Here is an 11826-nt window from a genome sequence, read left to right as displayed (position 1 = left end):
GGAACTGACAGACTGTCGACCACAGACGCAGGAATTGCACGGAACACGTCGCAAACGACCACGGAGGAAACGCGGTGGCGGACACGTCGAGCACACCGGACACCAGAACTCCGGCGGAGATCGAGGCGGACATCAAGCGCCGCCGCGAAACGCTGGCCGAGACGCTCGACGAGATCGGCGTCCGGGTGCACCCGAAGACGATCGTCGGGGACGCCAAGGCCAAGGTCGTCTCCCATGTCGACAACACGCTCGGCCGTGCGTACGTCCGCGCCAACCGGGTCGTCGGCGAGGTGAAGAGCCAGATGGTCACGGAGGACGGCGCGCCGCGCCTGGAGCGCATCGTGCCCGTGGCGCTGGTCGTGGTCGGGGTCGTGGGCCTGCTGGCCCTCGGTTCCCGTCGGCGCAAGCGCTGACCCGGCCGCGCACGAAGCCGTCGGAGACAGGTAGGTTCGGGGCGTGAGCGAGAAGAACCACCACGACAAGCTGCCCATCCGGATGCTGCACGACCGCGTGCTGGTGCGGCAGGACACCGCCGAGGGCGAGCGCCGCTCCGGCGGCGGCATCCTGATCCCCGCGACGGCGGCCGTCGGCCGGCGCCTCGCCTGGGCCGAGGTCGTCGCGGTCGGGCAGAACGTACGGACCGTGGAGCCGGGCGACCGGGTCCTGTACGACCCGGAGGACCGGGCCGAGGTCGAGGTGCGCGGGACCGCGTACGTGCTGATGCGTGAACGCGATCTGCACGCCGTGGCCGCGGACCGCTTCGAGGGGTCGGAGGACTCCACGGGGCTCTACCTGTAGGGCCGCGCGGGCCCGCGAATCCGCGCAGGCCCGCCAGGCTCGCGCGATCGGCGCGATCCGCGCGAGAAGGGGCTGGTGACCGTTGTCACCAGCCCTTTTTGCCTGTCCTTTGCTACGTTGGACGGACCCGCGAGGGACCCGACGAGACGCGCCGTACCGGGACCGCAAAGACGACGCACCCCCTGTTGATCATCGGAACACGGAGGTGCCCCCATGGCGTGGGTCCTGCTCGTCCTCGCCGGCCTGCTCGAGGTCGGCTGGTCGGTCGGCATGAAGTACACCGACGGATTCACCCGCCTCTGGCCGAGCCTGGGCACCGGCGCGGGCATCGTCGCCAGCATGCTTCTGCTGTCGTACGCCGCGCGGTCCCTGCCCATCGGTACGGCGTACGGCGTCTGGGTGGGCATCGGGGCGGCCGGGGCGGCGGTGCTGGGCATGACCGTGCTCGGTGAGCCCGCGACCGCCGCGCGGATCTTCTTCGTGGCGCTGCTGCTGGTGGCCGTGGTGGGGCTGAAGGCGACCTCGGGTCCCTGACCCCGCGCCGCCCGCCGGGCGGTCACGACCGCCCGGCCGCCGCGCTCAGAACCCCACGCCGCCCGCCGGGCCGCCCGGCCCGGTCGCTCCGCCGTCGCCGGTCGTCCCGCCGGTCCCGGTCGTGCCCCCGTCGCCGGTCGTGCCGCCCGCGCCCGTGGTGCCGCCCGTGCCCGTCGTTCCGCCGGCCCCGGTGGCGCCGCCGGTGTCCGTGCCGCCGCCCGTGCCGGTTCCGCCGGCGCCCGTCGTTCCGCCGGTTCCGGTGGTGCCGCCGGGGTCGGTCGGGCCGCCGGTGCCGGTGGTGCCGCCGTCGCTCTGGCCCTGGGTCTGCCCCTGGTCCTGCCCCTGGGTGCTCTGGTCGCCGGTCGTGCCGCCGTTGTCCTGGGCGCCGGTGGTGCCGGTCGGCTGGTCCGAGGGGCTCGTGGAGGGCTCCAGGGTCTGGTCGGCGCCGGCCTGGAGCTGGAGGTCGAAGTTCTTGATCGGCTTGCCCTGCAGCGCTTCCTTGGTGAACTGCGCCCAGATCTGCGCGGGCGCGCCGCCGCCGTTGACACGGGCCAGGCCCATCGCGCCGTACAGCGGCTTGTGGGCGGCCGTCACCGGGTCCTGGCCCATCACGGAGACCACCGTGGCGAGGTCGGGGGTGTAGCCCGCGAACCAGGCCGCCGTGTCCTCCTCCGCGGTGCCGGTCTTGCCGGCGGCCGGGCGGCCCGCGGCCAGGGCGCTGGTCGCCGTGCCGTTCTGGACGACGCTCTGCAGGACCGAGGTGGTGGTGTCGGCGGCCTCGCGGCTGACGGCCTGCTCGGTCTTCTGCTCGGGCAGCCCGCCGACGTCGTCGCCGTCCTTGGTGATCTTGTCGACCAGGGTGTACGTGCCGCGCTCGCCGTGGTTGGCGAGCGTCGCGTACGCCTCCGCCATGTCCAGGACGCTCGCGGTGGCCGTGCCGAGCGCGATGGACGGGTAGGGGTTCAGGTCCTTGGTGCCGGACGGGATGCCGAGGTCGACCGCGGTCTGCTTGATCCTGGCCGGGCCGACGTCCACGGCCATCTGCGCGTACACCGCGTTGACCGACTTGTCGGTGGCGTCGCGCACGGTGATGTCGCCGTAGGAGTGGCTGTCCTCGTTCTCGGGGGCGTACACGCCGCCGGACCAGCCCTGGACCGGACGCTTGTTGGTGCCGTCGTAGATCGTGTTGGGCGAGATGGGGCGGCCGTCCTGGGTCCGGGAGTTGTTCTCCACGGCGGAGGTGAACACGAACGGCTTGAAGGTGGAGCCCACCTGGAAGTCGCCGCGCGTGGCGTTGTTCGTGTACTGCTTCACGTAGTCGATGCCGCCGTACATGGCGAGGATCTTGCCGGTGTGCGGATCGACGGCCGCGCCGCCCGCGCGGACGTAGGTGTCGACCTTGCGGTTCTTCTTGTCCAGCTTGGACATCACCTGGTCGTTCACCGCGTTGACGAAGGCGTCCTGCTTGCTCTTCTGCAGGGTGGTGGTGATGCGGTAGCCGCCGGCGGCGAGCTGGTCCGCGTCGACGATCTTGTTCTCCTGCAGATAGTCCTTGATCGCGTCGAGGAGGTAGCCGCGCTGGCCGGACAGGCCGGTGGAGACGTTGGCCTCCTTGGGCATGGGGAACTTCATGCCGGCGCGCTGGGAGCTGCTGAGCCAGCCCTTCTTGACCATGCCGTCGAGGACGTAGTTCCAGCGGGCCTCGGCCGCGCCCTTGTTCTCCGGGTGCGCGACGACGTCGTACTCGCTGGGCGCGTTGAGCAGCGCGGCGAGGTAGGCGCCCTTGGCCGGGTCGAGGGACATGGCGTCCACGCCGTAGTAGGCGCGGGCGGCGGCCTGGATGCCGTAGGCGTTGCGGCCGAAGAAGCTGGTGTTGAGGTAGCCCTCGAGGATGTCGTTCTTGCTCTTCTCGCGGTCCAGCTTGATCGAGATGAAGAACTCCTTCACCTTGCGGGTGACGGTCTGTTCCTGGCCCAGGTAGTAGTTCTTGACGTACTGCTGGGTGATCGTGGAGCCGGACTGCTTGCCCTTGCCGGTGGCGGTGTTCCAGCCGGCGCGGACCATCGCCTTGGGGTCGACGGCGGACTCGGTGTAGAAGTCGCGGTCCTCGGCGGCGAGCACGGCGTGCTGGGCGTCCTTGGAGATCTGGGCGAGGCCGACGTTCTCGCGGTTGACCTTGCCGTCGCGGGCGATCTCGGTGCCGTCCGCGTACAGGTAGACATTGCTCTGCTTGGTCGCGAGCGCGTTGGCCGGCGGGATCTTCACCATGGAGTAGCCCAGCGCGAACAGGCCGATGAGCAGCAGGATCCCGACCACGAAGGTGCCGAGCACCATCCGCCAGGTGGGGAACAGCCGACGCCATCCCGTGCGCCTCGGCCGCTTCGCCTGCCCGCCGGACCCGGCCTGCGCGCTCGGAGCCGCGGGCTGCGGGGCCGTGGCGGCGGGCTGCGGGGCCATGGCGGCGGGGCGCGGTCTCGGGACCGTGGGTTGCGGTTTCGGGACCGTGGGCTGTGGGTCCGCGGCCGGGGGCTGCGCCTTGAGGGTCATGGTCTGTGGGTCCGTGGCCGCGGTCTGCGGCTTCAGCGTCATGGTGTGCGGGTCCGTGGCCGCGGTCTGCGGCTTCAGCGTCATGGTGTGCGGGTCCGTGGCCGCGGACTGCGCCTTCAGGGTCACCGTGTGCGGGTCGGTGGCCGCGGGCTGCGGTTTCGGGACCGTCGGCTGCGGGGCCGTGACCGAGGGTTGTGGTTCCGGTGCCGCGGGCTGCGGATCCGTCGCCGCAGGCTCCGGCTCCGTGCCCGCGGGCTCCGGCTCCCTGGCCGCGGGCTCCGGCTCCGTGGCCGAGGACTGCGGTTGCGGTTTCGGGACCGCGGGCTGCGGGTCCAAGGCCGCGGGCGGTGGCGGTTCTGTGGGCGCCCCGCCCTTGCTGCTCTGCTGCGGCTGCGGCTCGTCGCTCATCGTGGTGCCGGACTCCCGTTTCGCGTCGTACGTTCCCGTACGCCCTCATACGCCATGTGCGCCCCCTGATGAAGACTGTCGCACCAACCGTTCCGTTCCCGGTACGACGGACCTGCCGCAGCGGAAAAACGTGTGGTACGCCACTTCGTCCGCGCGCTAGGCTCCTGCGCTTCGCTCCGGAACGCGTCGAAGGAGGTTCTCCGTGGGGACAGGGCGGTTGTACGCCGCTGTCGCCGCCGGTGGTTTCCGGCGGTACGCGACCTACCGGACCGCGACCGCGGCGGGGGTGTTCACCAACACAGTCTTCGGATTGATCTTGGCATACACCTACCTCGCCCTGTGGCACGAACGGCCCCACCTCGGGGGGTACGACGAGGCTCAGGCGTTGACGTACGTATGGACCGGGCAGGCGCTGCTGATGACCGTCTCGGTGATGGGCGGCGGCTTCGAGGACGAACTGATCGAGCGCATCCGCACCGGCGACATCGCGATCGACCTGTACCGGCCCGCCGACCTCCAGCTGTGGTGGCTGGCGGGGGACCTGGGCCGGGCCCTGTTCCATCTGCTGGCGCGGGGAGCGATCCCCATGGCGGCCGGCGCGCTGCTCTTCCCGCTCGCCCTGCCCGGCAGTCCGGTGGTCTGGGTGGCCTTCCTGACCGCCGTCCTGCTGGGCACGGTGGTCAGCTTCGCGATCCGCTACCTGGTCGCGCTCAGCGCGTTCTGGCTGATGGACGGGGCGGGTGTGGCGCAGATCTCCTGGATCGTCGCCATGTTCTGTTCGGGGATGCTGCTGCCGCTGAACGTCTTCCCGGGTGTGCTCGGCGAGATCGTGCGCGCCCTGCCCTGGGCGTCGCTGATCCAGGCGCCGACGGACGTCCTGCTGGGCACGGCGGACCCGGCGGCGGTCTATGTCCGCCAGCTCGCCTGGGCCGCGGTGCTGCTGACGGCCGGGCGGATGCTCCAGTCCGCGGCGACGCGCCGGGTGGTGGTGCAGGGTGGCTGAGGAGACGTACGAGGAGGTGCGCGGGCAGCCGTACGGGCGGTCGTACGGGGACCGGCGCGGGCAGGCGTACGAGGGCGTGGACGCGGAGGCGGAGGTGGGAGCGGACGCCGACGCGGGCGCCTCCGCCGGCGAGGCCCCCGGGGACCAGGACCGGTGGCCGCTTCGGCCGGGCGGGAGGGCGTACGGCCGGGTACGCGAGGGCCTGCGCGCCTACCGGCTGATCACCGCGATGTGGATCCGCTCCACGATGGCCTACCGGGCCTCGTTCGTGATGACCACGCTCGGCAACCTCGTGGCCACCGCGCTGGACTTCGTCGCGATCCTGCTGATGTTCTCGCGGGTCGACGTCCTCGGCGGCTACCGGCTGCCCGAGGTCGCCTTCCTGTACGGACTGTCGTCGACCGCGTTCGGGCTCGCGGACCTCGCGATCGGCTCCATGGACCGGCTGGGGCGGCGGGTGCGCGACGGCACGCTGGACACCCTGCTGGTGCGCCCCGCGCCCGTGCTGGCACAGGTCGCCGCGGACCGCTTCGGGCTGCGCCGACTCGGCCGCGTCACCCAGGGGGCGTGCGTCCTCGGGTACGCGCTCGCCGTGCTCGACGTGGCCTGGACCCCGCTCAAGGTGGCGATGATCCCGCTCGCGCTGCTCAGCGGCGGCCTGATCTTCTGCGCGCTGTTCGTGGCGGGCGCGGCCTTCCAGTTCGTCGCGCAGGACGCCTCCGAGGTGCAGAACTCCTTCACCTACGGCGGTCAGACACTGCTGCAGTACCCGCCCACCGTCTTCGCGAAGGAACTGGTGCGCGGCGTGACCTTCGTACTGCCGCTCGCCTTCGTCAACTGGCTGCCCGCGCTGTACGTGCTGGGGCGGCCCTATCCGCTCGACCTGCCGGCCTGGGTCGCGTTCACCCCGCCGCTCGTCGCCGCGGGCTGCTGCGCGGCGGCGGGGCTGGCCTGGCGCGCGGGACTGCGTTCGTACCGGAGCACGGGGAGCTGAGGAAGTCATGGACGGTGGCCTGATGGAGGACGGCGGCTCGGTGCGGGACGGCGGCTTCATCGAACTGGACCGCGTGGAGAAGGTCTTCCGGGTGCGCAAGCGGACCGGTTTCCTCAGGAGCGAGCGGCGGCAGGTACGGGCCGTCGACGGGCTCTCCTTCACCGTGGCGCGCGGCGAGATGGTCGGCTACATCGGGCCGAACGGCGCCGGGAAGTCCACCACCATCAAGATGCTGACCGGGATCCTCACCCCGAGCGGCGGCCGGCTGCGGGTCGCCGGGATCGACCCCGCCCGCGAACGGCTGCGGCTCGCCCAGCGCATCGGGGTGGTGTTCGGTCAGCGGACGACCCTGTGGTGGGACCTGCCGCTGATCGACTCCTACCGGCTGATGCACCGGATGTACCGCATCCCGGACGGGCGGTACCGCCAGCGGCTGGACCGCCTCGTCGAACTCCTGGAGCTGGGCAGCCTGTTGGACGTTCCGGTACGGCAGCTGTCGCTGGGGCAGCGGATGCGCGGGGACATCGCGGCGGCGCTGCTGCACGACCCGGAGGTGCTCTACCTCGACGAGCCGACGATCGGCCTCGACGTGGTCTCCAAGGCCAAGGTGCGGGCGTTCCTGCGCGAGTTGAACGCCGACCGCGGCACGACGGTGCTGCTGACCACGCACGACCTCCAGGACATCGAGCAGCTGTGCTCGCGGGTGATGGTCATCGACCACGGGCGCCTGGTGTACGACGGTGCGCCGGCCGCGCTGCACGAGGTGGGCGACAGCGAGCGCACCCTCGTGGTCGACCTGGAGCGGGAGCTGCCGCCGATCGAGGCGCCGCCCGCGCGCGTGGTGCGGGTGGAGGGGCCGCGGCAGTGGCTCGCCTTCCCCGCGTCCCGGTCGGCGGCCCCGCTGGTGGCACGGATCGCGGCGGAGTATCCGCTGGTGGACCTGTCGGTGCGGGAGCCGGACATCGAGGAGGTCATCGCGCGGATGTACGCCGGGAGGACTTCGGCGTAGTCCGGCGCGCGGGGAACTCGTAGGCTGAAGCCCATGACCGACGCTGTGTCTTCCGGGGGACGTGACGATCAGCGGCTGACGCCGCGGGATTCCGGTTCCCCCGCACCGGATCTCCGTGCCTCCGACGCCGACCGTGAGCGGGTCGCCGAGGTCCTGCGGGACGCCCTCGCGGAGGGCCGTCTCGACATGGAGGAGTTCGAGGAGCGGCTGGAGGCGACCTACCGGGCGCGGACGTACCGCGAACTGGCGCCGATCACCCGGGACCTGCCGGCCGCGGGCGTCGAGGGCCCGCCGGTGTCCCTGGTCAAGGAGCCCGTGGTGAGCGGGAGTTGGCGGGACCGGATCGTCGGCGGCGAGGGGTCGTCCTCGTGGGCGGTCGCCGTCATGTCGGGGTTCCAGCGCAAGGGGCGCTGGACGGCGCCCCGGCGGTTCAACTGCTTCGCCTTCTGGGGCGGCGGCGAGATCGATCTGCGCGAGGCGTACTTCGCGGACCGCGAGATCGAGATCAACTGCGTGGCGATCATGGGCGGGATGAATGTGATCGTGCCGCCCGGCGTCGAGGTGGTCGTGCGCGGCATCGGGATCATGGGGGGCTTCGACCACCGCGAGGAGGGCACGCCCGGCGATCCCGGCGCGCCACGTGTGATCGTCACCGGGTTCGCCTTCTGGGGCGGGGTCGGCGTCGAGCGCAGGCTGACCCGGGCGGAGCGGCAGCGGCTGAAGGAGGAGCGGCGCCAGGAGAAGCTGGACCGCAAGGCCGCACGCAGGGAGCTGAAGGACTCCCGGGGCGGGGAACGCGGGGCCTTGGCGGGCCTGGACGGGCTGCTCGACGCCCGTGAGGCCCTGGAGCAGCACCGCGAGGCGATGGAGGAGCACCGCGAACTGCTCCGCGAACGCCGCGAGGAGCGCCGCGAGCGCTACGAGGAGCGTCGGGAGGAGCGCCGCGAGCGCCATGAGGAGCGCCGGGAGGGCCGCCGCGGGCATCGCGACCGCCGCCGCTACGGGGACTACTGAGGGCTGCTGAGGGCTGCCGAACGGGCTCGGCGGGATTCCTGAACGAGCCCGCCCGACGGGGAAGTGCCGAATGGGTCCCGACGGGAAGTGCGGAACCGGCCCGCGTCGGGAGGTGCTGGACCGGCCCGCGTCGGGAGGTGCTGGACCGGCCCGCGTCGGGACGTGCTGGACCGGCCCGCGTCGGGAGGTGCTGGACCGGCCCGCGTCGGGAGGTGCTGGACCGGCCCGCGTCGGGAGGTGCTGGACCGGCCCGCGTCGGGACGTGCTGGACCGGCCCGCGACGGGACGTGCTGGACCGGCCCCCGACGGGACGTGCGGAACCGGCCCCCGACGGGACGTGCGGAACCGGCCCGCGACGGCGACTGCCGAACCGGCCCGCGGTCTCGCGGCCGTCGGGCCGGCCGCCGTCACAGCCGCGCCGGTACCGCGCCCTTCAGTGAGGTCAGGTCGAAGACCTCCGCCATCCTGGCGAAGCCCTGGTCGCTGGGGTGGAGGTGGTCGCCCGAGTCGTAGTCGGCGCGCAGTCGGCGCGGGTCGTACGGGTCGCGCAGCGCCTGGTCGAAGTCGACGACCGCGTCGTACACCGTGCCCGAGCGGATCTGCGCGTTGACGGCCTGCCGCACCCGCTCGCGGTCGGCCCGGTAGCCCCGGTGGCCCTGGAACGGCATCAGTGTCGCCCCGACGACCTTCAGCCCGTGCGCGTGCGCCCGGCGGACCAGGGTGCGCAGGCCCGCCGTGATCCGGTCGGGGTCGGCGTGCCCGGGGTCGCGCAGGATGTCGTTGACGCCGAGGTCGACGACGACGGCCCTGACGCTCGTACGGTCCAGCACATCGCGGTCGAGGCGGCTGAGGGCGCTCGGGTTGTCGGCGGGCCGGCCGAGACCGCCGTCGGCCAGCACCCGGTTGCCGCTGATCCCCTGGTTGACCACGCTGTAGCGGGGCACGTCCCCGGATCCGGCGGCCCGGCGCAGCCGCTCGGCGAGCACGTCCGTCCAGCGGTGGTCGGCGTTCGTGGTGGAGGTCATGCCGTCGGTGATCGAGTCGCCGAGCGCGACCACGGTCCCGACCGCCTGGTCGCTGAGCACGTCCAGCGCGGTCAGATAGCGCCAGGACGGGCTCTGCCCGGTGTACGGGGCCCCGCTCATGTCCTCCGTGCGGTCGCCCTGTGCGACGTAGGAGATCTGGCGGGCGTGCCGGTGGTAGGTGACCGGGCCCGACGGGATGGGGGAGTACGTGGTCACGAGGACGTCCGCGTCGTGCGGGACGGCGATGCGCACGGCGTCGCTGACCGTCTGCCGGCCGGCGGGCACGACGACCGAGACGGCGCCGCCGAAGGTGAGCCGGCGCATGGTGCCGGACGCCGCGGCCGGGCCGCCCGCCGCGGCGAGGGCGATCGAGGCGTGTGTGACGGTCAGCGGCTGCCGTCCGTAGAGATTGGACAGCGTGATACGGGCACTCGTACCGCCGACGTCGGTGTGGACGACGTTGCGTACGGACCGTCTCGCCATCCCGCTCCTGCCGGTGCCGGGTTCGGCGCCGGAGGGCGAGGTCGACCAGGTGCCCACCCAGGCGCCGACGGAGGCGGGAGCGGCGGAGCCCGGCGGGGCCTGCCGGGCGGCGGTGAGGGTGCCGCGGCTGTCGCCGTCATCGGCCGCGGCGCCGATGTATATGGCGGCGGACAGGGCCACGATCACGGTGGTGATCGCGGACAGCAGGGCATAACCGTGACGTTTGGTCATGCGGCGCTTGTCTCCTCGGACGAGCGGAGCCCGAGACTCCGGTGCTGATCACCCTCATGATGCGTCATGAGGCGGGAGAGAACGATGGGGCCCCTGTTGAGCCCCGAGAGGAACGATCCCTGAGAGGAACCCTGACGAGACCCTGAAAAGCCCCCGAGACTTCTCCGAGCGGACAGACGCCGGGAACTCTCGTTCCGTTCCAGGAGTCGGTCAGGAAGGGACAATGTGTAACGGAGGACACGATCGGGTGGAGCGGATGGAACGCACGAAACCGGGCGACTCGGCGGACGCGGGGCGGCCCATGGGCGGCGGAGGTTCCTCCGACGCCGGACCGTCCGTCGGCACGGCCGCCGCGGCGAGGTCCGCGGACGCCGGGGGCCTGGCCGGTGTCCCGAGCCGGGCGATGACCTCCTTCAGCGCCGCCGACGAGGAGAAGCGCCGGGGCGTGCGCCGGATGAAGAGTACGGCGACCGGGCTGCTGCTGCTCGTGGCGCTCGTCTACACCCTCGCCACCTGGGCGCGGCACTCCGGCGCGGGCCCCTGGGCCGCGTATGTGGCGGCGGCCGCCGAGGCCGGCATGGTCGGCGCGCTCGCCGACTGGTTCGCGGTCACCGCGCTCTTCCGGCACCCGCTCGGCCTGCCCATCCCGCACACGGCGATCATCCCGAACAAGAAGGACCAGCTCGGTGTCTCGCTGGGCGAGTTCGTCGGTGAGAACTTCCTCTCCGAGGAGGTCGTACGGCAGCGGCTGCGCGCCGTCGGCATCAGCAGCCGCCTGGGCGCGTGGCTCGCCCGCCCGGAGAACGCGGACCGGGTCACGGCCGAGCTGGCGACGGCCCTGCGCGGGGCCCTGACCGTGCTGCGGGACTCCGACGTCCAGGCGGTGGTCGGCGAGGCCATCACCCGCCGTGCCGACGCCCAGGAGATCGCGCCCGGCCTCGGCAAGATGCTGGATCGGGTCGTCGCGGACGGCGGCCACAGACGGTTCGTGGACCTGGTCTGCTTCCGTGCCCACGACTGGCTCGTGCTGCACGACGACCAGGTGATGGCCGCGGTCCAGGGCGGCGCCCCCGGCTGGACCCCCCGGTTCGTGGACAAGAAGGTCGGCGAGCGGGTCTACAGGGAGCTGCTGCGGTTCGTCACCGAGATGCGCGACTCGCCCTCGCACCCGGCGCGCGGCGCCCTGGACCGGTTCCTCGCCGACTTCGCCTCGGACCTGCAGTCCGACACCGACACCCGGGCGCGGGTGGAGCGGCTCAAGGGCGAGGCGCTGGGCCGCGGCGAGGTCCAGGATCTGATCGCCTCCGCCTGGACCGCCGTCCGCTCCATGATCGTCTCTGCCGCGCAGGACGAGCGGAGCGAGCTGCGGGTGAGGGTGCGGGCGTCGCTGCTGTCGCTGGGCGCCCGTATGGCGGACGACCCGAGGACCCAGTCCAAGGTGGACCGGTGGGTGGAGGGTGCGGCGGTGCATGTCGTGACGACGTACCGCAAGGAGATCACCTCCCTCATCACGGACACGGTCGCGAGCTGGGACGCCGGGCACACGACGCGGAAGATCGAGGCGCACATCGGCCGGGACCTGCAGTTCATCCGCATCAACGGCACGGTGGTGGGCTCGCTCGCGGGACTGCTGATCTACACGGTGTCGCGGGTGCTCGGGGGGTGAGCCGGGCGACGGTGCACGGCGCCCGGGGATGAGCCGCCCGGCCGGCGCCGCGGGGACCCCTGGCGTAAGGCACTGGTGAGCGGGCACTCGGGCCCCGTGCGGCGTCAGCCGGCG

General features: G+C 72.4%; 10 protein-coding genes and 1 riboswitch. Of the genes, 8 read left to right on the top strand and 2 right to left on the bottom strand.

Going from position 1 to position 11826, the window contains the following annotated elements:
• The first annotated feature begins 74 nt into the window (after positions 1 to 74).
• The 3 genes from ACFY2Z_RS15665 to ACFY2Z_RS15655 all read left to right on the top strand — a co-directional run bounded on the left by ACFY2Z_RS15665 (position 75) and on the right by ACFY2Z_RS15655 (position 1332).
• The gene (locus tag ACFY2Z_RS15665) at positions 75 to 413 is read left to right on the top strand and encodes a DUF3618 domain-containing protein (RefSeq protein ID WP_311692397.1); all 339 of its coding nucleotides are present in this window, start codon (positions 75 to 77) and stop codon (positions 411 to 413) included.
• An 82-nt stretch (positions 414 to 495) separates the two neighbouring features.
• Positions 496 to 798 (top strand): co-chaperone GroES, encoded by a 303-nt coding sequence (locus ACFY2Z_RS15660; RefSeq protein ID WP_051707732.1) that lies wholly within the window; start codon positions 496 to 498, stop codon positions 796 to 798.
• A gap of 121 nt (positions 799 to 919) precedes the next feature.
• Positions 920 to 978, top strand: a riboswitch (guanidine-III (ykkC-III) riboswitch).
• 33 nt (positions 979 to 1011) lie between these two features.
• Positions 1012 to 1332, top strand: coding sequence for a DMT family transporter (locus ACFY2Z_RS15655; RefSeq protein WP_390744710.1), 321 nt, complete (start codon positions 1012 to 1014; stop codon positions 1330 to 1332).
• Positions 1333 to 1377: 45 nt separating this feature from the next.
• Here ACFY2Z_RS15655 and ACFY2Z_RS15650 read toward each other — a convergent pair whose 3' ends face one another.
• A complete protein-coding gene (locus tag ACFY2Z_RS15650; RefSeq protein WP_390744751.1) occupies positions 1378 to 3789 on the bottom strand; it encodes a transglycosylase domain-containing protein in 2412 nt (803 codons plus the stop codon).
• Positions 3790 to 4489: 700 nt separating this feature from the next.
• On the opposite strand from ACFY2Z_RS15650, the gene ACFY2Z_RS15645 reads away from it, so the two are divergent.
• From ACFY2Z_RS15645 to ACFY2Z_RS15630, 4 genes are all read left to right on the top strand, one after another.
• Positions 4490 to 5290: an ABC transporter permease gene (locus tag ACFY2Z_RS15645; RefSeq protein WP_390744709.1), complete on the top strand. Its 801-nt coding sequence runs from the start codon at positions 4490 to 4492 to the stop codon at positions 5288 to 5290.
• Positions 5291 to 5366: 76 nt separating this feature from the next.
• Positions 5367 to 6284, top strand: a complete 918-nt coding sequence (locus ACFY2Z_RS15640; protein ID WP_390744750.1) for an ABC transporter permease — start codon at positions 5367 to 5369, stop codon at positions 6282 to 6284.
• 7 nt (positions 6285 to 6291) lie between these two features.
• Positions 6292 to 7293: an ATP-binding cassette domain-containing protein gene (locus ACFY2Z_RS15635; protein ID WP_390744708.1), complete on the top strand. Its 1002-nt coding sequence runs from the start codon at positions 6292 to 6294 to the stop codon at positions 7291 to 7293.
• 33 nt (positions 7294 to 7326) lie between these two features.
• Complete coding sequence (locus tag ACFY2Z_RS15630) at positions 7327 to 8307, top strand: DUF1707 domain-containing protein (RefSeq protein WP_390744707.1); 981 nt, start codon at positions 7327 to 7329, stop codon at positions 8305 to 8307.
• A 407-nt stretch (positions 8308 to 8714) separates the two neighbouring features.
• On the opposite strand, the gene ACFY2Z_RS15625 is transcribed toward ACFY2Z_RS15630, so the two are convergent.
• The gene (locus ACFY2Z_RS15625; RefSeq protein ID WP_390744706.1) at positions 8715 to 10046 is read right to left on the bottom strand and encodes an SGNH/GDSL hydrolase family protein; all 1332 of its coding nucleotides are present in this window, start codon (positions 10044 to 10046) and stop codon (positions 8715 to 8717) included.
• Positions 10047 to 10302: 256 nt separating this feature from the next.
• Here ACFY2Z_RS15625 and ACFY2Z_RS15620 point away from each other — a divergent pair, with 256 nt between their 5' ends.
• Positions 10303 to 11712: a DUF445 domain-containing protein gene (locus ACFY2Z_RS15620; protein ID WP_390744705.1), complete on the top strand. Its 1410-nt coding sequence runs from the start codon at positions 10303 to 10305 to the stop codon at positions 11710 to 11712.
• The last annotated feature ends 114 nt before the right edge of the window (positions 11713 to 11826 follow it).

The organism is Streptomyces sp. NPDC001222, from assembly GCF_042896945.1.
Lineage (GTDB): Bacteria > Actinomycetota > Actinomycetes > Streptomycetales > Streptomycetaceae > Streptomyces > Streptomyces gibsoniae.
This window is presented reverse-complemented; position numbering and strand designations above follow the sequence as displayed.

Bases quoted from the DNA above. Each gene is read 5' to 3' on its own strand.
- ACFY2Z_RS15660 (WP_051707732.1), top strand. From the start codon at position 496: ATGCTGCACGACCGCGTGCTGGTGCGGCAGGACACCGCCGAGGGCGAG.
- ACFY2Z_RS15655 (WP_390744710.1), top strand. From the start codon at position 1,012: ATGGCGTGGGTCCTGCTCGTCCTCGCCGGCCTGCTCGAGGTCGGCTGG.
- ACFY2Z_RS15650 (WP_390744751.1), bottom strand. From the start codon at position 3,789: ATGGCCCCGCAGCCCGCCGCCACGGCCCCGCAGCCCGCGGCTCCGAGC.
- ACFY2Z_RS15635 (WP_390744708.1), top strand. From the start codon at position 6,292: ATGGACGGTGGCCTGATGGAGGACGGCGGCTCGGTGCGGGACGGCGGC.
- ACFY2Z_RS15630 (WP_390744707.1), top strand. From the start codon at position 7,327: ATGACCGACGCTGTGTCTTCCGGGGGACGTGACGATCAGCGGCTGACG.
- ACFY2Z_RS15625 (WP_390744706.1), bottom strand. From the start codon at position 10,046: ATGACCAAACGTCACGGTTATGCCCTGCTGTCCGCGATCACCACCGTG.
- ACFY2Z_RS15620 (WP_390744705.1), top strand. From the start codon at position 10,303: ATGGAACGCACGAAACCGGGCGACTCGGCGGACGCGGGGCGGCCCATG.